Origin of the sequence: Pseudaminobacter soli (ex Li et al. 2025) (assembly GCF_029892515.1) — a bacterium.
Lineage (GTDB): Bacteria > Pseudomonadota > Alphaproteobacteria > Rhizobiales > Rhizobiaceae > Pseudaminobacter > Pseudaminobacter soli_A.
Genome location: NZ_JARXVF010000001.1, coordinates 1 through 22,037, shown reverse-complemented (window position 1 = coordinate 22,037; position 22,037 = coordinate 1). Strand labels below are relative to the sequence as shown.

General features: G+C 62.0%; 21 protein-coding genes and 1 pseudogene. 18 read left to right on the top strand and 4 right to left on the bottom strand.

Annotated features, from left to right (window positions below):
• Positions 1–20: 20 nt before the first annotated feature.
• Together M2281_RS00110 and M2281_RS00105 are read right to left on the bottom strand one after the other, a co-directional pair.
• Positions 21–746: a glycerophosphodiester phosphodiesterase gene (locus M2281_RS00110; protein ID WP_280819075.1), complete on the bottom strand. Its 726-nt coding sequence runs from the start codon at positions 744–746 to the stop codon at positions 21–23.
• An 11-nt stretch (positions 747–757) separates the two neighbouring features.
• The gene (locus tag M2281_RS00105) at positions 758–1,222 is read right to left on the bottom strand and encodes a RidA family protein (protein WP_280819074.1); all 465 of its coding nucleotides are present in this window, start codon (positions 1,220–1,222) and stop codon (positions 758–760) included.
• Positions 1,223–1,357: 135 nt separating this feature from the next.
• Between M2281_RS00105 and M2281_RS00100 the strand changes: the two genes are divergently transcribed.
• The 16 genes from M2281_RS00100 to lpxB all read left to right on the top strand — a co-directional run bounded on the left by M2281_RS00100 (position 1,358) and on the right by lpxB (position 16,485).
• Complete coding sequence (locus tag M2281_RS00100; RefSeq protein WP_280819073.1) at positions 1,358–2,188, top strand: cell envelope integrity EipB family protein; 831 nt, start codon at positions 1,358–1,360, stop codon at positions 2,186–2,188.
• 7 nt (positions 2,189–2,195) lie between these two features.
• Complete coding sequence (locus M2281_RS00095; protein ID WP_280819072.1) at positions 2,196–2,480, top strand: DUF4031 domain-containing protein; 285 nt, start codon at positions 2,196–2,198, stop codon at positions 2,478–2,480.
• A complete protein-coding gene (locus M2281_RS00090) occupies positions 2,477–3,088 on the top strand; it encodes a LysE family translocator (RefSeq protein WP_280819071.1) in 612 nt (203 codons plus the stop codon). The genes M2281_RS00095 and M2281_RS00090 overlap by 4 nt, the downstream gene beginning before the upstream one ends.
• 193 nt (positions 3,089–3,281) lie before the next feature.
• Positions 3,282–4,055 (top strand): 30S ribosomal protein S2, encoded by a 774-nt coding sequence (gene rpsB / locus M2281_RS00085; protein ID WP_280819070.1) that lies wholly within the window; start codon positions 3,282–3,284, stop codon positions 4,053–4,055.
• Positions 4,056–4,181: 126 nt separating this feature from the next.
• A complete protein-coding gene (gene tsf, locus M2281_RS00080) occupies positions 4,182–5,105 on the top strand; it encodes a translation elongation factor Ts (RefSeq protein WP_280819069.1) in 924 nt (307 codons plus the stop codon).
• A gap of 162 nt (positions 5,106–5,267) precedes the next feature.
• Positions 5,268–5,990 (top strand): UMP kinase, encoded by a 723-nt coding sequence (pyrH, locus tag M2281_RS00075; protein WP_280819068.1) that lies wholly within the window; start codon positions 5,268–5,270, stop codon positions 5,988–5,990.
• A 46-nt stretch (positions 5,991–6,036) separates the two neighbouring features.
• Entirely contained in the window at positions 6,037–6,597 is a 561-nt protein-coding gene (frr, locus tag M2281_RS00070) for a ribosome recycling factor (protein WP_280819067.1), read from the top strand.
• 32 nt (positions 6,598–6,629) lie between these two features.
• Complete coding sequence (locus M2281_RS00065; protein WP_280819066.1) at positions 6,630–7,349, top strand: isoprenyl transferase; 720 nt, start codon at positions 6,630–6,632, stop codon at positions 7,347–7,349.
• A gap of 5 nt (positions 7,350–7,354) precedes the next feature.
• Positions 7,355–8,170: a phosphatidate cytidylyltransferase gene (locus tag M2281_RS00060; protein WP_280819065.1), complete on the top strand. Its 816-nt coding sequence runs from the start codon at positions 7,355–7,357 to the stop codon at positions 8,168–8,170.
• A 112-nt stretch (positions 8,171–8,282) separates the two neighbouring features.
• Entirely contained in the window at positions 8,283–9,422 is a 1,140-nt protein-coding gene (gene rseP, locus M2281_RS00055; RefSeq protein WP_425537648.1) for an RIP metalloprotease RseP, read from the top strand.
• 217 nt (positions 9,423–9,639) lie between these two features.
• Complete coding sequence (gene bamA, locus M2281_RS00050; RefSeq protein WP_280819063.1) at positions 9,640–12,012, top strand: outer membrane protein assembly factor BamA; 2,373 nt, start codon at positions 9,640–9,642, stop codon at positions 12,010–12,012.
• Positions 12,013–12,065: 53 nt separating this feature from the next.
• Positions 12,066–13,109: a UDP-3-O-(3-hydroxymyristoyl)glucosamine N-acyltransferase gene (gene lpxD / locus M2281_RS00045; protein WP_280819062.1), complete on the top strand. Its 1,044-nt coding sequence runs from the start codon at positions 12,066–12,068 to the stop codon at positions 13,107–13,109.
• A 6-nt stretch (positions 13,110–13,115) separates the two neighbouring features.
• On the top strand, positions 13,116–13,586 hold the full coding sequence (gene fabZ, locus M2281_RS00040; protein WP_280819061.1) for a 3-hydroxyacyl-ACP dehydratase FabZ: 471 nt from the start codon (positions 13,116–13,118) through the stop codon (positions 13,584–13,586).
• A 13-nt stretch (positions 13,587–13,599) separates the two neighbouring features.
• On the top strand, positions 13,600–14,433 hold the full coding sequence (gene lpxA / locus M2281_RS00035) for an acyl-ACP--UDP-N-acetylglucosamine O-acyltransferase (protein WP_280819060.1): 834 nt from the start codon (positions 13,600–13,602) through the stop codon (positions 14,431–14,433).
• Positions 14,408–15,310: an LpxI family protein gene (locus M2281_RS00030; protein ID WP_280819059.1), complete on the top strand. Its 903-nt coding sequence runs from the start codon at positions 14,408–14,410 to the stop codon at positions 15,308–15,310. The genes lpxA and M2281_RS00030 overlap by 26 nt, the downstream gene beginning before the upstream one ends.
• On the top strand, positions 15,307–16,485 hold the full coding sequence (lpxB, locus tag M2281_RS00025) for a lipid-A-disaccharide synthase (protein ID WP_280819057.1): 1,179 nt from the start codon (positions 15,307–15,309) through the stop codon (positions 16,483–16,485). Before M2281_RS00030 ends, lpxB begins: the two co-directional genes overlap by 4 nt.
• 58 nt (positions 16,486–16,543) lie before the next feature.
• Here lpxB and gltA read toward each other — a convergent pair whose 3' ends face one another.
• Both gltA and gltX read right to left on the bottom strand, forming a co-directional pair.
• On the bottom strand, positions 16,544–17,833 hold the full coding sequence (gltA, locus tag M2281_RS00020; RefSeq protein ID WP_280819056.1) for a citrate synthase: 1,290 nt from the start codon (positions 17,831–17,833) through the stop codon (positions 16,544–16,546).
• A 181-nt stretch (positions 17,834–18,014) separates the two neighbouring features.
• On the bottom strand, positions 18,015–19,436 hold the full coding sequence (gene gltX / locus M2281_RS00015) for a glutamate--tRNA ligase (RefSeq protein WP_280819055.1): 1,422 nt from the start codon (positions 19,434–19,436) through the stop codon (positions 18,015–18,017).
• A gap of 582 nt (positions 19,437–20,018) precedes the next feature.
• Between gltX and M2281_RS00010 the strand changes: the two genes are divergently transcribed.
• Entirely contained in the window at positions 20,019–21,506 is a 1,488-nt protein-coding gene (locus M2281_RS00010) for a ComEC/Rec2 family competence protein (RefSeq protein ID WP_280819054.1), read from the top strand.
• 113 nt (positions 21,507–21,619) lie between these two features.
• Positions 21,620–22,037 (top strand): annotated as a pseudogene (locus M2281_RS00005) (ComEC/Rec2 family competence protein); the annotation flags it as partial.

The window sequence follows — 22,037 nt, the reverse complement described above, 5'->3', positions numbered from 1 at the left end:
AAGAGGGCACTGCAAGACAATCACGCGCGTGCCACCTCCGGCTCGAATCCTTCGAAGGTCATCTGGTCGGCGTGGGCAAAGGTCAGGTCCACCGCCGCCTGGTCGCGAACCGTCCAGGTGATCACCGGCATGTTCAGTCTTTCGCGGACGAAACCGACGAAGCGGTTCGGCAGCGCAAAAACATCGTAGGAGACGAAGGAGATGCCGTGCGCGAGCATCGAGAAATGCGCCTCCAACTCGTGGTCCTTGCTGCCATAGGCAGTCAGGCCGGTCGGGATGTCGCCCGCATGAGCCGGGAACTGCCGGATCAGCCAGTGATCGAAGGACATGATCGCCGCTTCGCCGTGATAGCCACGCAGCAAGGCGCAGACCTTCTCGACCAGGCCCTCGTCCTTACCGGGGATGCCCTTGAGTTCGATCACCAGCGGCACCTTGCCCGCAACGCGATCGAGCATTTCCTGCAGCGTCGGCGCATGGTCCGTCGTGCCGCCGATGCGCAGAGCGGCCATTTCAGCTGCCGTGCGCTGCCAGATGAAGCCTTCCGTCCCCGTCAGCCGCTTCAAATCGTCGTCATGGAAGACGACCGGCACGCCATCGGAAGACAGATGCACATCGCACTCGATGGCGTAGCCCCTGGCTATGGCGCGGTCGAAAGCCGACAGGGTGTTTTCCCACACTGCCTTGTTGAGATCGTGATAGCCACGATGCGCGATCGGCCGCGCCGTCAGCCAGGAGAGCTCGCTCATGATCGGGTCTTTCAGGCGACTTCGACGATGGCTTCGATCTCGACCGCGGCATTGAGCGGCAGAACCGCCACGCCAACCGCCGAGCGGGCATGCTTGCCGGAATCGCCAAGCGCGGCGACGAGGAAGTCGGAGGCGCCGTTGGCCACCAGGTGCTGCTCGGTGAAGTCGGGCGAGGAGGCGACGAAGACCGTGATCTTGACCAGGCGCTTGATCTTCTCGAGATCGCCGAGCGCTGCCTTCACCTGGGCCAGGATGTTGATGGCGCAGTATTTGGCGGCTTCCTGGCCGGCGGCGGTGTCGAGATCGCGGCCGAGAAGACCGGAGGCGACGAGCTTGCCTTCCTTCAGCGGCAACTGGCCGGCCGTGAAAACAAGATTGCCGCTCTGCATGTAGGGTACGTAGTTGGCGGCCGGTGCCGCTGCCACGGGCAGGGTGACGCCCAGCTTGCTGAGCCGGTTTTCGATTGTTTCGCTCATCGTCTTTCCTTATGTTTCGGCATGGAAATCGGTTGCCGCGCGCAAACTGCTATTTTTGCCTCGCTTCCGCCACGACTTTTTTCGAATGTAGACTTCATTTGTGCGGTCGAGTGGCCGCGACACCGGAGTGTCTTCATGCGCGCTGTGCGCCTTGCCTTGCTTGCTCTTCTCTCGACATCCGCCATCGGTACCGTCCCGGCTTTTGCCGTGACCCCGCTTGCGCCGCATCGTGCCGTCTACGATCTCGTCCTGGACAAGGCTTCGGATCATTCCGGCATCACCGGCCTTAGTGGCCGCATGGTCTACGAGTTCAACGGCTCGCCTTGCGAAGGCTATACGGTGAACTTCCGCTTCGTCACGCAGATCACCACGGGTGAAAATGCGCGCCTTACCGATCAGCAGACGACGACCTACGAGGACGCCGAAGGCAAGACCTTCAGCTTCCTGACCAAATCCTTCGTCGACCAGAATCTCGAACGTGAGGTGAAGGGCACGGCCACTCGCGAGAAGGCGGGGCTGAACGTCAAGATCGACAAGCCGGAAAAGAACAGTCTCGAACTTGGCCCCACGCAGTTTCCGACTCAGCATCTCGAAGAGCTGATCCGGAAGGCCAATAGCGGCGAGACGTTTTATGAGACCAACCTCTTCGACGGCTCTGAAGACGCCGACAAGGTGATGACCACCACCGTCATCGTCGGCAAGCAGACGGAATCGTCGAAGAACGATCCCGAGCTGCCGGCGCTCAAGGGGCTGGCCAAGGACAAATACTGGCCCGTCAACATCGCCTATTTCGACGAGACGAAGAAAAATGGCGAGGAAGTCCCCGAGTATCGCATCAGCTTCAAGCTGCACGAAAATGGCCTGACGCGCGACCTGGTCATGGACTATGGCGACTTCTCGATGACCGGCAAGCTGGTCAACCTGTCGCTGTTCGACCAGCCCCAACACAAATGCGATAAGAAATAGGCCGCGCTTGGCGGTCTATGTCGACGAGGCCATCTGGCTTTGGCAGGGGCGACTCTGGTGCCATCTGATGGCTGACGATCTGGCCGAGCTGCATCGCTTCGCGGCTCGACTCGGCCTGCATCTTTCTTCCTATCAGGGTCCACCCAAGACCACCGCACCCCACTACGACATCACCGGCGTCGAGCGTGACCGAGCCATGCGGATGGGCGCGATCGCTTGCAGCCGTGAGGAAATCGTCGCAGTGTTCCGACGCGTTCGGGTTCGAGCCGGCAAGGAGAGGGTGGCTGCATGACCTTGTTTTCGCTTCTGGCTTATGCGGGTGCCGTGTTCGCCGCGGCGGCAAGCCCGGGTCCGTCGATGCTGGCCGTCATCACCACAGGCGTTTCGCGCGGCGCAGCCCCGGCCATTGCGCTCGGAATCGGCATCGGCCTCGGTGATCTGGTGCTCGTCGGGCTGGCCCTGATGGGGCTGGCGGCCGTCGCTCACACCGTCGAGTGGATTTTTCTGCTCCTGAAATATGCCGGCGCGGCCTATCTGATCTGGCTCGGCTTCAAGATGTGGCGCAGTTCGCCGCAGCCGTTGGACAGCGCCGAACGGCCGCAGGCGAAGCCCGCGCGTTCGGTAGCACTCGGAGCGGCCGTCGGCCTCGGCAATCCCAAAGCCATCCTGTTCCACGCGTCCATCATGCCGCTGATTCTCGATGTGAAGGCTCTGACGGTCCTGGACGGCCTCGTCGTGCTCGGCGTGGTGTTCTGCATCAACGTTGGGATCATGACCTTCTATTCACTGGCCGCCGGCCGCAGCGCGCGATGGTTCAATACGTCCGGCCGCATGCGCTGGATGAACCGCGTCGCCGGCAGCGCCATGATCGGCACCGGCGCGCTGATCGCCAGCCGATGAACTACGCGATAAGCGAGCCCATCAAGGCCCCGCTTGCTTTTCCAGCGTTCTGCCTCTATATGCGCCGGCATTCCACACACGGACTTTGGTATCTGCCCGGGAGAAATCCGGCTGACACCTCCGGTGACAGGGAAGGGATAGCATCCCAACCATGTCGTTACGTCCGTGGAGGCTAACCGGAAAGGAACTAGGAATGGCTCTGCCTGATTTCAGCATGCGCCAGCTTTTGGAAGCTGGTGTTCACTTCGGCCACCAGACGCACCGCTGGAACCCGAAGATGGCGCCCTACATCTATGGCGCCCGTAACAACGTCCACATCATCGACCTGTCGCAGACGGTTCCGCTGCTGCACCAGGCTCTCAAGCAGGTTTCCGATACCGTTGCCAAGGGCGGCCGCGTGCTGTTCGTCGGCACCAAGCGCCAGGCTTCGGACATCGTCGCTGACGCTGCCCAGCGTTCGGCCCAGTACTACGTCAACTCGCGTTGGCTCGGCGGCATGCTGACCAACTGGAAGACGATCTCGAACTCGATCCAGCGCCTGCGCAAGCTCGACGAGCTGCTGGCTGGCGAAGCCCAGGGCTTCACCAAGAAGGAGCGCCTGAACCTCGAGCGCGAACGCGAGAAGCTGGACAAGGCCCTCGGCGGTATCAAGGACATGGGCTCGACCCCGGACCTGATGTTCGTCATCGACACCAACAAGGAAGCGATCGCCATCCTCGAGGCCAAGCGCCTCGGCATCCCGGTCGTTGCCGTCATCGACTCGAACTGCGATCCGGACAAGATCGACTTCCCGATCCCGGGCAACGACGATGCCGCCCGCGCCATCTCGCTCTACTGCGACCTGATCGCCCGCGCCGCCATTGACGGTATCGCCCGCCAGCAGGGCGCTCTCGGCGTCGACATCGGCGCTTCGGCCGAGGCTCCGTCGGAGCCGGCGCTCGATGAAGGCACTTCGCCCGAGGCGTAATGGCAATGAAGGCCGCCCTGCGGCCTTCATTTCTCTGAAATTGGACGCGGTTTGTCGCGTCGGCGTCAGGCGCATCATCGATAAATCGGTGGTGCGCTCACGCATTTGGAACCAAGAGGCAAGAGAATGAGCATTTCAGCAGCACAGGTCAAAGAACTCCGCGACGCAACCGGCGCGGGCATGATGGATTGTAAGGCGGCACTCGCCGAGACCAACGGCGACATGGAAGCCGCCGTCGACTGGCTGCGTGCCAAGGGCATTGCCAAGGCTGACAAGAAGGCCGGCCGCACCGCTGCCGAAGGCCTGATCGGCGTTGCCGGCGATGCGAATTCGGCCGTGGTCGTCGAGGTTAACTCCGAGACCGACTTTGTTGCCCGCAACGAAGCCTTCCAGGAAATCGTCCGCAACGTTGCTGCCGTGGCGCTTGCCGGCAATGGCGAGACCGAGGCGGTTGCCGCCGCTGGCTACCCCGGCTCGGACAAGTCCGTCGCCGACGCCATCAAGGATGCGGTCGGCACCATCGGCGAGAACATGGGCTTCCGCCGCTCGGTCAAGCTCTCGGTTCCGGCCGGTGTGGTTGCCACCTATGTGCACAACGCGGTTGCCGACAGCCTCGGCAAGCTCGGCGTCCTCGTTGCCATCGAAACGACTGGCAATGCAGACGCAGCGCGCGCTTTCGCTCGCCAGGTTGCGATGCACGTTGCCGCCACCAGCCCGCTGGCCCTGACCCCCGAGGAGGTCGATCCGACCGTCGTCGCTCGTGAAAAGGCGATCTTCGTCGAGCAGGCTCGCGAATCGGGCAAGCCGGAAGCCGTCATCGAGAAGATGGTCGAAGGCCGCCTGCGCAAGTTCTACGAGGAGTCCGTGCTTCTGAAGCAGGCCTTCGTGATCAATCCGGACCTGACCGTCGACGCCGCCCTGAAGGCCGCCGAGAAGGAAATCGGCGCTCCGGCCAAGATCACCGGATTCGTCCGCTTCGCTCTGGGTGAAGGCATCCAGAAAGAAGAGACCGACTTCGCTGCCGAAGTTGCAGCAGCTGTGAAGAAGTAATAGCGCAATACGCGCTTCATGACGCATCACCGGGGGCATCGCGTGACAACGCGATGCCCTTCGTGTATGCGCAAAAACGTGCATCGGGGATCGATTGCCCGCAGGCGGACATTCGCCCTCATTCAAGGTGCACACACAAAAACAGATCCAAAAGAGGACGAGATGGCGGCCAAACCCCTATACCGGCGTGTATTGTTGAAGGCGTCGGGCGAGGCGCTGATGGGTGATCAGCATTTTGGCATCGACGTCTCCGTGGTCGATCGCATCGCGTCCGACATTGCTGAGGCGAGGTCGCTTGGCGTCGAGGTGGGCGTGGTCATCGGCGGCGGCAATATCTTCCGCGGCGTGGCCGTCGCCTCCAAGGGCGGTGACCGGGTCACCGGCGACCACATGGGCATGCTGGCGACCGTCATCAACTCGCTGGCGCTGCGCACCTCGCTGGTCAAGCTCGGCGTCGATGCCGTGGTGCTTTCGGCCATCGCCATGCCGGAACTCTGCGAGAGCTTTTCCCAGCGCCAGGCAACCGCCTACATGAACGAGGGCAAGGTCGTGATCTTTGCCGGCGGCACGGGCAACCCGTTCTTCACCACCGATTCGGCTGCGGCCCTTCGTGCCGCCGAAATCGGCGCCGATGCGCTGTTCAAGGGTACGCAGGTGGACGGCGTCTATTCGGCCGACCCCAAGAAAGACCCCACCGCGACGCGCTTCGAGCGCATTACCCATGCCGAGGTCATCGCCAAAGGCCTCTCGATCATGGATACGGCAGCGATTGCGCTTGCGCGCGAAAACAACATTCCGATAATCGTCTATTCGATACATGAAAAAGGCGGTTTCGGCGAAATACTCAGGGGCGACGGCCACTGCACGGTCGTCTCCGACGCATGAACCGCAAAGACTGGCCTGAAGAGCTGAAGGTCAAGGAGAAGAAGAAATGAGCAACGGCGCAGATTTCAACGACATTCAGCGGCGCATGGAAGGCGCGGTCAACGCCTTCAAGCACGATCTGGCATCGCTGAGGACCGGCCGTGCGTCCAGCAACCTTCTCGATCCCATCCATGTCCAGGCCTATGGCTCGGCCATGCCGATTGCGCAGGTGGCTACGATCTCGGTCCCTGAACCGCGCATGATCTCCGTCAGCGTGTGGGACAAGTCGATGGTCGGTGCCGTCGACCGCGCGATTCGCGAGTCGAACCTGGGCTTCAATCCGATCGTGGACGGCACCACGCTGCGCATTCCGCTGCCCGAGCTCAACGAGCAGCGCCGCAAGGAACTGGTCAAGATCGCCCACACCTATGCGGAGAATGCGCGCGTGGCCGCGCGTCACGTTCGCCGCGACGGCATGGATCATCTGAAGAAGGCTCAGAAGGACGGCGACATCAGCGAAGACGATTCGCGCGTTCAGTCCGAAAGGGTCCAGAAGCTCACCGACGAAACGATCACCACGATCGACAGCCTGCTGAGCGGAAAAGAAGCCGAGATCATGCAGGTTTGAGGTTGTCTGGCCGGCGACCCGAAGGCGAGATCATGACACCCCCCGCGCATGTCGCGATCATCATGGATGGAAATGGCCGTTGGGCGAAAGCCCGCGGCCTGCCGCGCTTGGCTGGCCATAAGGCCGGGGTCGAGGCACTTCGCAAGACGGTGCGTGCCGCCTCCGCTCAAGGCATCCGCTGGCTCACGGTCTACGCGTTTTCCTCAGAGAACTGGTCGCGGCCGAAGTCCGAGGTCAGCGACCTCATGGGGCTTCTCAAGCTTTTCATTCGGCGTGACCTTGCCGAACTTCACCAGAACGGCGTGCGCGTGCGGATCGTCGGCGATCGCGTCGGCCTGAAGCCGGACATTGCGGCGTTGCTCGATGAAGCGGAGACGCTGACGGCAGGCAACGTTGCCATCAATCTCGTCATCGCTTTCAACTACGGCAGCCGCGACGAGATCGTCCGCGCCGTGCGAAAGATCGCCGAGCAGGCCGTGGCGGGCCAGATCGCTCCGAACGAGATCAGCGCGGAAACTTTTGCCGCGGCCCTGGACACCAGCGACATTCCCGACCCGGATCTCGTCATCCGCACCAGCGGCGAGATGCGCCTGTCAAACTTCCTGCTCTGGCAGGCGGCCTATAGCGAGTTCGTATTCATGCCTTGCTACTGGCCCGATTTCACCAGCGAACATCTGGCCGAAGCGCTTGAGCAGTTTGCCGCGCGCGAACGCCGCTTCGGAGGCCTTGCGGCACGAGGCGTCGCGTCTTGAGCGGCATGAGCAATCTCCAGCAGCGGGTGATTTCTGCAATCGTCCTGGCGGTAATCGTGCTTGGCCTGACATGGCTCGGCGGCCCATATTTCCGCCTGCTGTCGGCCGCCATCGGGCTCGCCATGTTCTATGAGTGGAGCGCCATGTCGCGGAGCGCGGCCAACGCGCCCTACCAATGGCTTGCGGCGGGCCTGCTAACCCTGGTTCTGCTGCTTTTGGTCGCCGGATTTCCGGCAGCCACCGTCTTGCTCGCTCTCGCTGCCGCTGTCGTCGTTTCCGCGATCGTTGCGGCGATCGGCAAGCAGGGAAGCTGGAACACTGCGGGCCTTGCCTATGCGGGCCTCTCGGGCGTCTCGCTGGCGCTCCTGCGAGGGGCCGACAAGTCGGGTCTGGTTGCGATCCTGTTCCTGTTCGCCGTCGTCTGGGCGACGGACATCCTGGCCTACTTCGTTGGCCGCGCCATCGGCGGCCCGAAACTTGCACCTGCAATCTCGCCCGGAAAGACCTGGAGCGGCGCGATCGGCGGGACAATCGGGGGTCTCATTGCGGGACTAGCAGTTGCAGTCCTGGCCGGCAGCCCCCATCTGGGGCTCATGGTTCCGGTGGTGCTGTTCCTGTCCGTCGTGTCCCAGATCGGCGACCTATTCGAATCGTGGGTCAAGCGCCGGCATGGGGTGAAAGATTCCAGCCACCTGATTCCTGGTCACGGTGGCGTCATGGATCGAGTCGACGGGCTTGTCGTTGCGGCCCTGGCACTATACGTCATCGGTACGGCTTTCGGCGGCGCCGAAAATCCGGCGAGCGGTCTGTTTCCTCTCTAGGCAGAACGCGTTCTGCACGCTGAAGTAGACGTCGCGCCTTGGATTCGCCGCTTTGGAGTGACACTGCCTGCGCGGGGCCTAGCGAAATCAATTATCATTTGGGGGCATGACCTTGAGCCAGATACTTCCTGCGATGTTCGGCACGGACAGTCTGCTCGTAGGCACTATCATCCCGTTCCTCTTCGTGCTGACCGTGGTCGTCTTCGTTCACGAAATGGGCCATTACCTCGTCGGCCGCTGGTGCGGCATCGGGGTCAAGGCATTCTCCATCGGGTTCGGTCCCGAACTCTTCGGGTTCACCGATCGTCATGGCACGCGCTGGAAGCTCTCAGCGATTCCTCTGGGCGGCTACGTCAAATTCGTCGGCGACATGAACGTCACCAGCACGCCGGATGCGCAGGAAACCGAACAGCTCTCCGACGAGGAGCGCAAGGTGGCCTTCCACACGCAACCGGTATGGAAACGCGCGGCGACGGTGGTTGCCGGCCCGCTGTTCAATTTCCTGCTGACCATCGCCGTCTTCACCGTGGTGTTCACTATGTACGGGCGGTTCGTCTCCGAGCCGATGGTCGCCGAGATTCGGCCCGGCAGTCCGGCTGCGGTGGCAGGCTTCCAGCCCGGGGATCGCTTCGTCAGCGTCGACGGCGAGAAGGTCTCGACCTTTTCCGATGTCCAGCGCCTGGTCTCGGGCCGCGCGGGCGACAAGCTCAATTTCGTGTTGCAGCGTGACGGCAAGGACATCACGCTGGCCGCTACGCCGGAGCCGATGGAGCAGACCGATGCGCTGGGGAACAAGCTCAAGGTCGGAGTGATCGGCGTCATTAACGACGAGCAACTTGGCCATCCCCGCGTGGTCAGCTACAGCCCCGCGGGTGCGTTCGTGGAGGCCGTGCGCGAGACGGGCAACATCATTGCCCGTACCGGACAGTTCTTCCAGCGTTTCGCGGCCGGTCGCGAGGACAAGTGCCAGCTCGGCGGCCCCGTCAAGATCGCCGACATGGCTGGTCGGGCCGCCAAGCTCGGCTTCGAGTGGCTTGTGCAACTGGTTGCGCTTCTCTCCGTAGGAATCGGTTTTCTCAACCTTTTGCCGATTCCACCTCTGGACGGCGGCCATTTGCTTTTCTATGGGATAGAAGCCGTCAACCGCCGACCGGTGTCTGAGCGGACGATGGAGATTTTCTACCGAATCGGCATGTTGGCCGTTCTGGGATTCATGGTGTTCGTGTTCTGGAACGACCTGTTCGGGTGCTGAAATTATGAAGAAATTTGCCCTGCGCGGAGGTTAATTGAGGGGTCGTTTACCATGAGTGGCGATATGCGTGACGCGAAAGTCACGCGTCGGCGCTGAGTAAACGCAAATTAACCAGAAGCCTTGCGTGTAGGGAAAATCCGGTTAATACGGTAAGGGAAATTCACCGCACGTCCGGTTTTCTCGCCGTGGGGACTACGAGAAAAGGTAATATAGCCCGATGAAGGCAGCATCCAGTTTTCTAAGCGCCGCGTCTGCGGTGGCACTGTCCGCGTCTCTGGTTGTGCCGGGGGCCGTGGTTGCGCAGCTGGCCGCCGTTTCGGCCGCCTCGGCAGCCGTCGTCAACAGCATCGATGTGCGCGGTAACCAGCGCATCGAGGCACAGACGATTCGCGACTATGTTGCCGCCAAGCCGGGCAAATCGTTCTCCAACGCCGACATCGATGAGGCCGTGAAGCGGCTTTTCGCAACCGGCCTGTTCTCGGACGTTAGCATCAAGCAGGTCGGTTCAACCCTGGTCGTGCAGGTCTCCGAGCTCAAGGTCGTCAATCAGGTCCTGTTCCAGGGCAACAAGAAGATCAAGGACGCGCAGCTGTCCGGTACGGTTCAGCTCCAGCCGCGCGGCGCCTATTCGGCGGCCTCGATGGAGTCGGACGCCGAGGCCATTCGCGAAGCCTATCGCCGAATCGGTCGCAACGACGCAGTCGTCAATGCGCGCACCGTCGACTTGGGCGAAAACCGCGTCAACGTCGTCTACGAGATCAACGAAGGTGATCGCACCAAGATTGCGGCGATAAATTTCGTCGGCAATCATGCCTTCAGCTCGGGTCGCCTGGCGGATATCATTTCGACCAAGAAGTCGACGATCCTGTCGTTCCTGATGCGCGACGACATCTATGATCAGGAGCGCCTGCGCGCCGACGAGGAGGCGCTGCGCCGCTTCTACTACAATCATGGCTACGCCGATTTCCGCGTGGTGTCCGCTGGCGGTGAATTGGACGCGGCGTCCAACACCTACACCGTCACCATCGTGGTGGAAGAAGGCGACCGCTATAATTTCGGTGACGTCACGGTCGAAAGCTCCATTCCGGAACTCGACACCGCAGCCCTTCAGGCTCAACTGAAGACCAGGCCGGGCGCCGTCTATAGCGCCAAGAACGTCGAAGATTCGATCATCGCCCTGACGGAAGAAGTTGCCGGCAAGGGCTATGCCTTCGCGCAGGTCAACCCGCGCGGTGATCGCAACTTCGAGAATCACACGATTTCGGTCGCCTACACGGTGGACCAGGGTGCGAAGACCTATGTCGAGCGCATCGAAATCCGCGGCAACGATCGTACGCGTGACTATGTCATCCGTCGCGAATTCGACGTGAGCGAAGGCGACGCCTTCAATCAGGTCCTTATCCAGCGCGCGAAGAAGCGCCTCGAAGGCCTTAATTTCTTTGAGAGCGTTCAGATCTCGACCGTGCCGGGCAGTGAGCCCGACCAGGTTGTCTTGGTAGTCGATGTCGTCGAGAAGTCGACCGGTGAATTCTCCATCGGTGCTGGTTACACGACCGGCGGCGAGACGCCAGGCCCGTCGATCGAAGGCTCGATCACCGAGCGCAACTTCCTCGGTCGTGGTCAGTACATTCGCTTCTCGGCTGGCGGCGGTCGGAAGTCGCGCGACTTCGGTCTGTCCTTCACTGAGCCTTACTTCCTCGGTCGTCGTATTGCTGCGGGCTTCGATATCTATCGCCAGACCCGTACGTATACGAATTATGAGAGCGAGTTGAACGGCGCGACTGTTCGCTTCGGCCTGCCCATCACCGAGGCGCTGTCGACGCAGTTGGCCTACAACTTCACGCAGGAGAAGTATAAGCTCCGCAACGACAATTGTGTCGTGAACGGCCAGTTGGATCCGACTGCACCCAATTGCAATATTTCTCCGGCTATTCTTCAGGGTATTGCGGAGAGCCCCTGGAACAAGTCGTCCGTTTCGGCCTCGTTGCTCTACAATACGATCGATGACATGAAGAACCCGCATTCGGGTCTCTATGCAGGGTTCACGACGGAAGTCGCCGGTCTTGGTGGTGACGCCAGATTCGTCAAGCTCACCGGGCGCAGCACCTACTACCAGACCCTCTCTGAGGAGATGGATATCGTCGGTCTCGCTACGGTTGGTGGTGGCTATATCACCGGCTATGGTTCAGAAAATAACCTCCGCATTTTCGATTACTTCCAGGGCACGGATCGTATGGTTCGCGGCTTCGAATATGGCGGAATCGGTCCGTTCGATCCCAAAACTGGCGATCATCTGGGCGGCAGCACCTATTGGAATGCTTCGCTTGAAACTCAGTTCCCGCTGCCGGTTGTTCCGGAGAGCTTCGGTCTGCGCGGTGCGGTGTTCGCAGATGCGGCCACGCTCTACGGCAATAGCCTCAAGGGCACGGAAATCGCTGGTACCAGCGCGCAGTGGCGCGCTTCGGTCGGCGCTGGCCTGATCTGGGCGTCGCCGTTCGGTCCGCTGCGCGTCGACTACGCGATACCCGTCCTCAAGCAGAAGGACGACATCGTGCAGAACTTCAACTTCGGTATTTCGACCCGCTTCTGATATAGAGGCGGGTGGGCTTCCGGGCCAACAGGGGCCCGGAAGAGAAGGTTAATATGTCCGATCCGGTTTTCTTCGTGCGGTCGCGCCGATATACGGCGCTTGAGATCGCGAACCTGACCGGCGCGGAGCTGGCCGATTCGCGTCTCGCGCAAGCCGCCGTATCCACGATCGCTCCGGTGAGCGAGGGTGGTGAGGGGGCTCTTGTGTTTGTCGATGGCAAGCGCAACGCGGGCACGCTTGGCGAGCTGCGCGCCGTCGCTATCCTTTGTACGGCCGATGTCGTCGATCTCGTGCCGGCAGGCATTGCCGTTCTGGTGACGCCGCAGCCGCAGGCAGCGTTCGCTCAGATTGGACGCCTGTTGTTTCCTGCCGCCGCATCCCCGCGCTCCTTGACGGGGGAAACGGGTATTTCGCCCAGCGCGCATATCCATCCTACAGCCAAGCTTGAGCCCGGAGTAACAGTCGAGCCCGGTGCCGTGATCGGCGCCCATGTGGCGATCGGCAGCGGAACGATCGTGGCGCCGAATGCAGTCATCGGTCTATCCACCCAGATCGGCAGGGACTGTTTCATCGGCCCCAATTCCACTGTGCAGTGTGCGCTGATCGGCAACAAGGTCGTGATCCACAACGGTGCCAGCATCGGCCGCGAAGGGTTTGGATTCGTCGCCGGTCGGAGCGGGCCTGAGCGCATTCCCCAGATTGGCCGCGTGATCATACAGGACAATGTCGAGATTGGCGCGAACACGACCGTGGATCGCGGCGCCATGGCGGACACGATCATCGGCGAGAGCACCAAGATCGACAATCTGGTGCAGATCGCGCACAACGTTCGTATCGGCCGCGGTTGCGTCATTGCCGGCCACTGCGGCATCTCGGGTTCTGTCACCATTGGCGACTATGTGATGATGGGCGGTCGCGTGGGCCTTGCCGATCATCTGACCGTAGGCAGCGGCGCAAGGCTTGCTGCCGCGAGCGGCTTCATGAACGACGTTCCGGCGGGCGAGGTGTGGGCAGGCCTGCCCGCACGCCCGATGATGGAGTTCATGCGCGACGTTGCCGCCATCCGCAAACTATCTTCGAAGCCCAAGAAGGGGTGAGACAGCATGGCTGACAACGCCGTAACGACGACACTTGAGGCCGTTGACATCATCGGTCTGATGAAGCTTCTGCCGCATCGTTATCCGCTGCTTCTGGTCGACAGGATCATTGACATCGACGCCGACAACTCCGCCATCGGCATCAAGAACGTCACCGTCAACGAGCCGCATTTCCAGGGCCATTTCCCGGACTTTCCGGTCATGCCGGGCGTACTCATTGTCGAGGCCATGGCCCAGACAGCCGGTGCCATCTGCATCAAGAGCCAGGCGGGCGAAAAGCCGTCGCTGGTCTATTTCATGACCATCGATAACGCAAAGTTTAGACGCCCGGTCGTTCCGGGCGACCAGCTTCACATCCATGTGAAAAAGCTGAAAAAACGCGGCAATATTTGGCGTTTCGCTTGCGAAGCGATGGTCGGCGGCGCAAAGGCAGCGGAAGCGGAAATTTCCGCGATGATGTCGCCGCCTACCGACTGACCAGCGAGAATACATGCAAACTGAAACTTTCATCCATCCGTCAGCCGTAGTCGAAGCGGGGGCGCAGGTCGGCGCCGGCACCTATATTGGGCCATTCAGCTACATCGGTTCCGACGTGGTGATCGGCAATGGCGTCAAGCTGATCAGCCATGTCACCATCATCGGCGCCACGACCATTGGAGACGGATGCACCATCCACCCGCAGGCCGTGCTGGGTGGCGCGCCGCAGAACAATGCCCACAAGGGTGGCCGCACCACGCTGACCGTCGGCAAGAATTGCACGATCCGCGAGTTCGTGACCATGAATGTCGGCACGGACAATGCGCGCGGTGCCACGATCGTCGGCGACAACTGCAATATCCTTGCCTATTGCCACATCGCGCATGACTGCGTTCTCGGCAACAACGTCACCTTCACCAACGACGTTGCGCTCGCCGGCCATTGCGAGATAGGCGACAATGTCATCATCGGCGGCTTGAGCGCGGTTCACCAATTCGTTCGTGTCGGCCGCAATGCGTTCCTGGCCGGCGGTTCGATGATCACGGGCGATGTCATTCCCTATGGCATCGCGGTGGGCAACCGAGCCAAGCTTCGTGGCCTCAATGTCGTGGGCTTGCGTCGGTCCGGCATGCCGAAGGCAGGTATTCTGAACCTGCGCCGCGCATATCTCACGATCTTTGACAGATCTCGCCCGCTCGGCGAGAACCTCGAAATCGCCCGCGCAGAATTCGGTAATTCCGAAGAAGCGATGCGGATCATCGATTTTCTCAGCCATCGCGGCAAACGCCACTTTGTCGTGCCGCCGCTGAAGGGTGCCGTCGATGACGACGCCGACGACCTGGACTGAGACCAAGCTTCCGATAAGGCTTTCCCCCGGAGCGCGGGTAGGCATAGTCGCGGGCAGTGGCCGACTGCCGATAAACGTGGCTGAACGGCTGGTCGCGGCCGGAAATGCACCATTCGTGGTCTTGATCGAAGGCGAGGCGGGGTCCGATCCGGCTCTGCTCGCCTGCGAACACGAAGTTTTGCCGCTGGAAAGCTTTGCCGAACTGGTGCCGGTGATGAAGCGGCACCACGTCACGCATATCGTGCTCGCCGGCGGCATTGATCGGCGTCCCAATTGGCGCGCGGTTCGGCCGAGCTTTGCGTTGCTGAGGATATTGCCACGTGCGATTGCCGCGCTCGCCAAGGGCGATGACGGTTTGCTGAGGATTTTGGTCCGCGGCCTCGAAAGCTTCGGCTTCAAGGTCGTGGGTGCGCATGAGATCATCCCCGACATTCTGGCCCCCAAGGGAGCGATGACGCGCGCCACGCCGACGGAAGCTGATTGGCGCGATATCAATGCAGCGCTGGAGGCGGCCTTGGCGATCGGCCGGCTGGACATCGGGCAGGGCGCGATCTCCATTGGCGGCCGCGTGATTGCGCTCGAGGGCATCGAAGGAACCGACTGCCTGCTTGCGCGCGTTGCCGATATGCGTGACCATGGCCGCCTTGCAGGCAAGAAGCGGGGGGTTCTTGTGAAGTGCGCCAAGCCACAGCAGGAAAAGCGAGCGGATCTGCCGACCATCGGCCCGGCAACCGTCGAAGGTGCCCATGCTGCCGGTCTGGCCGGCATCGGCATTGAGGCGGGCAGTTCCCTGGTTCTGGATTTCGGCCGCATGGTCGAGCGTGCCGACGAGCTCGGAATTTTCGTTGTCGGGCTGCCCGCCGGTAAGCCCGAATGAGTGGCACTTCTCCGCTAAAAATCGCGATTGTTGCAGGTGAAGAGTCGGGAGACCTTCTGGGCGCCGACGTTGTCCGCTCCTTGCAACGGATGACAGGTCGGGAAATCCAGCTGGTCGGCATTGGCGGCCGTCATCTGCAAGAGCTTGGCCTGAAGCCACTCTTCGACGGTTCGGAAATCGCGTTGATGGGCATAACGGCGATCCTGCGGGACCTGCCACGGCTCATTCGCAGAATCGGAGAGACGGCCAAGGCGATCGCGGAGGCCAAAGTCGATTGCCTTATCACCATCGACAGTCCGGATTTTTCGCTGCGCGTTGCCGCCAAGGTGCGGAAACTGAACCCGGCTACCCCGACCGTCCACTACGTCTGCCCGAGTGTTTGGGCATGGCGGCCGGGCAGGGCAAAGGCCATGCGGCCGTATGTCGATCGGGTGCTGTGCATCCTTCCTTTCGAAGTCGCCGAGCTTGAGCGGCTGGGCGGCCCGACAGGCACTTATGTCGGGCATCGGCTGGTGCAGGACCCTGGCGTTTTGACCGCGGCCGCTGCGCAGGCTCAGCCTCGCGACCTGTCGAATGGACGGCAAAAAACGCTGCTGCTTTTGCCCGGCTCGCGGCGTGGCGAGGTGAAGAAGCTGCTCGAACCATTCGGTGAAACAGCGAAGGTGCTGCGCGCCCGCGGCCACCAGCTGCGGCTTCTGTTGCCCACCGTGCCGCATGTGGCGCCCATTGTTTCGGCTGCCGTGGCCGGCTGGGACGACAAGCCGGAGGTCATTCTGGATCCTGCCCGCAAATGGCAGGCCTTTGGCGAGGCCGATGCTGCGCTTATCGCGTCAGGCACGGTTTCGCTCGAACTGGCGCTGTCCCGCGTGCCGATGGTCTCGGCCTACAAGCTCGATGCCATTGCCGGCCTTGTTCAAGGCCTGGTCACCGTGTGGTCGGCGCTGCTGCCCAACCTGATTGCCGATCGCTGCATCGTGCCGGAATTCTATGACCGCTATGTGCGGCCGCAGAATCTCGCACGTCACCTGGAAGCACTGTTTTCCGACACCGGCTTTCGCGCCTGGCAGAAGGACGGCTTTGCGGAAGTGGCGCGGCGCATGGCAACGGCCCGACCGTCGGGCGAAATTGCCGCCGAGGCCGTTCTCGCGGAAATCGAAAAAGCGTCAGTCAAATAAAGCTACCAAACAAAAAAAGCGCCCCGAGGGGCGCTTTCTTGTTTCTGTGGCTGGCCGATCAGCGCTTGGCGATCGGCACGTAGTCGCGCTCCGGATAGCCGGTGTAGAGCTGGCGCGGACGGCCGATCCTCTGATGCGGATCCTCGATCATTTCCTTCCACTGCGCGATCCAGCCCACGGTGCGCGCCACGGCGAACAGCACGGTGAACATGGTGGTGGGGAAGCCGAGCGCCTTCAGCGTGATGCCCGAATAGAAGTCGATGTTCGGGTAGAGCTTCTTTTCGATGAAATATGCGTCGGTAAGGGCGATCTTCTCAAGTTCCATCGCAACGTCGAGCAGCGGATCGTCCTTGATGCCGAGCTCGCCGAGCACCTCATGCGTGGTCTTCTGCATGATCTTGGCGCGCGGGTCGTAGTTCTTGTACACGCGGTGGCCAAAGCCCATCAGGCGGAACGGATCGTTCTTGTCCTTGGCGCGGGCGATGAACTCGGGGATGCGGTCGACATGACCGATCTCGGCCAGCATGTTGAGCGCGGCTTCATTGGCGCCGCCATGCGCCGGGCCCCAAAGGCAGGCGATGCCGGCGGCGATGCAGGCGAACGGGTTGGCGCCCGACGAGCCGGCCAGACGCACGGTCGAGGTCGAAGCGTTCTGCTCGTGGTCGGCATGGAGGATGAAGATGCGCTCCATGGCGCGGGCGAGCACCGGGTTGACCTTGTATTCCTCGCACGGCACGGCAAAGCACATGTGCAGGAAGTTGGCGGCGAAGTTCAGCTCGTTCTTCGGGTAAACGAAGGGCTGGCCGATGTGGTACTTGTAGGCCATCGCCGCGATCGTCGGCATCTTGGCGATCAGGCGGATCGAGGCGACCATGCGCTGGTGCGGATCGGAGATGTCAGTCGAGTCGTGATAGAAGGCCGACAGCGCGCCGACCACGCCGCACATCACCGCCATCGGGTGAGCGTCGCGGCGGAAGCCGGTGAAGAAGCGCGACATCTGCTCGTGCACCATGGTGTGGCGCGTGACGCGATAGTCAAAATCGTCCTTCTGGGCCTTGGTCGGCAGCTCGCCGTAAAGCAGCAGGTAGCAGACTTCGAGGAAATCGCCATGTTCAGCGAGCTGGTCGATCGGGTAGCCGCGATGCAGCAGCACGCCGGCGTCGCCATCGATGTAGGTGATCTCGGACTCGCAGCTTGCCGTCGACGTGAAACCGGGGTCGTAGGTGAAGGCCCCGGTGTCCTTGTAGAGGGCCCCGATGTCGATGACCTCTGGTCCGACCGAGCCACTTCGTACTTTGAATTCGTGGGTCTTGCCACCAAATTCTAGCTTGGCTGTCGAGTCGGTCATCGCAAACTTCCTTTATCTCTCTTCGGCGAACGGCATCACCCTTTGGCAATGCCGGGCAATCCGGCATTTGAAATGCGGGTTTTTGCTAACGCATTTCCGGGGGTGTGCCAAGTTCAGCAACGCGCATATGTTGCACTGCAGCAGGCGCGTTGCAATGCCTATCCATGGTGCCACAGAAGCGTTAATCGATTTGATCGGAAATGCGCGCCAGGCTCTCTTCCCGGCCAAGCACCGCAAGCACATCGAACACGCCTGGAGAGGTAGCGCGCCCGGTAAGTGCCGCGCGCAACGGCTGCGCAACAGCTCCCAGCTTGAGCTCGCTGCGGGTCGCAAATTCCCGGATCGCGGACTCGGTGGAGGCGGCTGACCAGTCGTTCACGTCCTTCAGAGCGTCAAAGGCGCCGGAAAGCACGGTGCGGGGCTTTTCGCCGACCAGCGATGCTGCCTTTTCATCCAGCGCCAGGGGGCGCTGCGCGAACAGGAAGGCTGCGCCATCTGCGAGCTCGACGAGCGTCTTGGCACGTTCCTTGAGGCCAGGCATGGCCGCAAGCAGCTGGGCCTTGGTCTTCTCGTTCAGGCCGGCCAGGATCGGCGCGCCATTCTCGAGATAGGGCAAGGTGGCGATGAAGATGTCGAGCAGCTCGGCATCGTCCATCTTGCGCATGTAGATGCCGTTCAACGCCTCGAGCTTCTGGAAGTCGAAGCGGGCCGCGCCCTTGTTGACGTCGACGATGTCGAACCAGCTGATCATGTCGTCCATCGACATCACTTCGTCGTCGCCGTGGCTCCAGCCAAGGCGCGCGAGGTAGTTCAGCAGCGCCGCCGGCAGGTAGCCCATGGCGCGGTATGCTTCGACGCCGAGCGCGCCATGCCGCTTGGAAAGCTTGGCACCGTCCGAACCGTGGATCAGCGGGATATGCGCCATCTGCGGCACATCCCAGCCCATGGCGTCGTAGATCACGGTCTGGCGCGCAGCGTTGGTCAGGTGGTCGTCGCCGCGGATGATCTGGGTGACGCCCATGTCATGGTCGTCGACAACCACGGCATGCATGTAGGTGGGGTTGCCGTCCGAGCGCAGGATGATGAAATCGTCCAGGTCCTTGTTGGGGAAGCGGACCTCGCCCTGCACGCTGTCGTTCACCACCGTCTCGCCCTCCGTGGGCGCCTTGATGCGGATGGCGGGCTTTACGCCGGCCGGCGCCTCGGAAGGATCGCGGTCGCGCCAGCGCCCGTCGTAACGCGGCGGGCGGCCCTCGGCGCGGGCCGTTTCGCGCATCTCGTTCAGTTCCTCTGGCGTGGCGTAGCAGTAATAGGCCTTGCCCATGCGCACCAGTTCCTCGGCCACTTCGCTGTGGCGCGGCGCGCGCTCGAACTGCGAAACCGCCTCTCCCTCCCAGGTAAGGCCGAGCCAGGTAAGGCCCTCGAGGATCGCGGCGGTTGCAGCGTCCGTCGAGCGCTCGCGGTCGGTGTCCTCGATGCGCAGCAGCATCGTGCCGTTCGTGTGGCGTGCATAGAGCCAGTTGAACAGGGCCGTGCGGGCGCCGCCAATATGCAGGTAGCCGGTGGGCGAGGGGGCGAAACGGGTAATGACTTTGTCGGACATGGTGTTTCCAAATGGAACGGAGCGAGCCGGCGCAGCCGTAAAAGCGGCGCGCATGGCAATTCGGTAGCGCTCATGTAGCATAGAGGGTCAGGGGTGCAAGGGGCAGGGCCGGTTAAGCGCCGTGTGGCGCGATAAGCCGGACCCGGGAAGGGGGACTTGCATGGCGCGCGGGGCAACCTCCGGCGGGGTAAGCGAACGTGAGTTGTTGGCCTCCGAGGCGGATGACGTTGCGCCGCGAGAAACACACACCGCGCCCGACGCCCGAAGCCCGCCGAAGCCGACGAAACCCGCGCGAGGCCCCAGACCATCGCCCACCTCCTGGCTCGCCGTCGTCACGCTCCTCTACGCCAAGGTCGTTCGCGCGACCACGACCGCCCTCGCCACGGAGCTGGACCGCGGAACGCCCTTCCTTTTTGCGCCTGCGTTGTTCGGCTGCGGCACGATCATCTACTACGGCCTGCCGGAAGAGCCCAGTTTTCAGCCGCTCATCGGCAGGCTGGTGGTCGCCTCGGTGCTGCTCTCCCGGCACACCGACAGGCGCTGCGCCTTCTCATGTTCGCGGCACTGTTTTGCATACTGGGCATGTTTCTTGCCAAGTTCGAAACCTGGCGGGCCGGAACGAACATGCTTGGCAGTGAGATTTCAACCCGCCTGACGGGGCGCGTTGCCGAGATCGACCATATGGCCAATGGCCGCGTGCGCCTGACCATCGATGTTCTGACCACCGCCAAGCCGAAGCTGCGCTATGCGCCCGAGCGCGTGCGCCTTTCGGCTAGGAAAATCCCGCCGGGGCTGGTCGTCGGTTCGGAAATCGAGGGCGCGGTGCGCCTGATGCCGCCGACCGGCCGGGTTCGTCCCGACAGCTATGATTTCTCGTTCAGGAGCTATTTTTCCCGTATCGGCACCAGCGGCTTTTTCATGCGCGGTCCCGATCTCGTCAATGAAACTGCGCCGCTGCCGGTCGGCGCACGGCTCTTCAACAGCGTCCAAAACCTCCGTAACACCATTGCCGAACGGATCCGCAGCCTTATCGGCGGACCGGAAGGCGAGATCGCGGCAGCACTGGTGGTGGGCATCCGGGCCGGCATTCCCGACGACATCAATGAGGCGATGCGGCGAACCGGCATCTATCACATCGTCGCCATTTCGGGGCTTCACATGGCGCTGGTCGCCGGAACGGTGATGGGGTCGCTGCGGATGATCTTCGCCCTGTTTCCGGGCTTTTCCTCACGCCACCCGGTCAAGAAATATGCGGCGGTCGCGGCGCTTGTCGCCATCGTCAGCTATCTGTTCATTTCGGGTGGCCAAGTGGCGGCACAGCGCAGCTGCTTCATGCTCGGCATCATGCTCACAGCATTGCTGTTCGATCGCGGCGCGGTGACCACGCGCAACCTGGCGATCTCGGCCTTCGTCATCGTGGCGATTTCGCCACACGAATTGATCGGCCCGAGTTTCCAGATGTCCTTTGCCGCTACCGCCGCGCTCGTCGGGGGCTACGCGCTCTGGTCGGAATACCGCCAAAAGCGCCGGCGCGCGCCACCTGCTACCGGGCGCCCGCTGCTGATCGTCATCGCAAGCAAGGTCGTCGGTGAGATCGGCGGCATCATGCTTACCTCATCCATCGCCGGCATCGCCACCACCGCCTTCGGCGTCTATCACTTCCAGCGCGTCTCGCCGCTCAGCCTCATCGCCAACCTGGCCGTCATGCCAAGCGTGTCGTTCCTGGTGATGCCCTTCGCTGTGCTTGGCTCGCTCGCCATGCCGCTCGGCCTCGACGCGCCGTTCTTCTACGTGATGGGCAAGGGGCTGACGATCATGATCACGGTCGCGAAATGGATATCGGACCGTTCTCCCATAGACGGGGTCGGCCTGATTTCGTCGCACTCGCTGGCCCTTTTGACCATTGCGCTGGTCATCATCACCATGGCTACGACGTGGCTGCGTGCCCTGGCGCTGCCCTTTGCATTCGCCGGTATGCTCACGCTAACGGATATCCGCACGCCCGACGTCCTTATCTCCGAAGACGGCCGGCTCGTCGGGGAACCATCGGCGGTGAAATGCTGGCGGTAAACAGGGCACGGCCGAACGCATTCACCGTCGAAAACTGGAGACGGGCGCTGCGCACCGAAACGATCGTCGGCCCGATCGACAGCCTGAAGCCAAAATCCGGCCGCAGGAGCATCGTGATCGTGGAAGCGCCGGCTGCCATTGATCCTGATGACATCCCGGCGGAACAAGTTGCGAGCAGCGAGCCGCGCCAGGTCGATGACGAGACCTCAGCGGGCGAATTGTCAGGCAGCGGGTTCGATTGCCATGACGGGCTTTGCATTGCCGTGCATGGCTCCGGCGCCATCGTCGCCCATGCAGCCAACATTCGCGCAGCTCGACGGGCTTGTGACTATGCCAGCCTCATCGTCATCGAAGACGCCACCGCAAAAAATGTCTGTTCGACCGGCCCGCCGCTGATCCTGACAAAACGCGAACTGGCAAAGCAGGGCAGCGCCGTCGTCTATTTTTCGAATGACGAAACCGGCCAGATGCCAGAAGTCAGGTTCGCGCTCTCCGAGCCCTATCGGCCCTGGCATGCGCAGAGACGCTTTT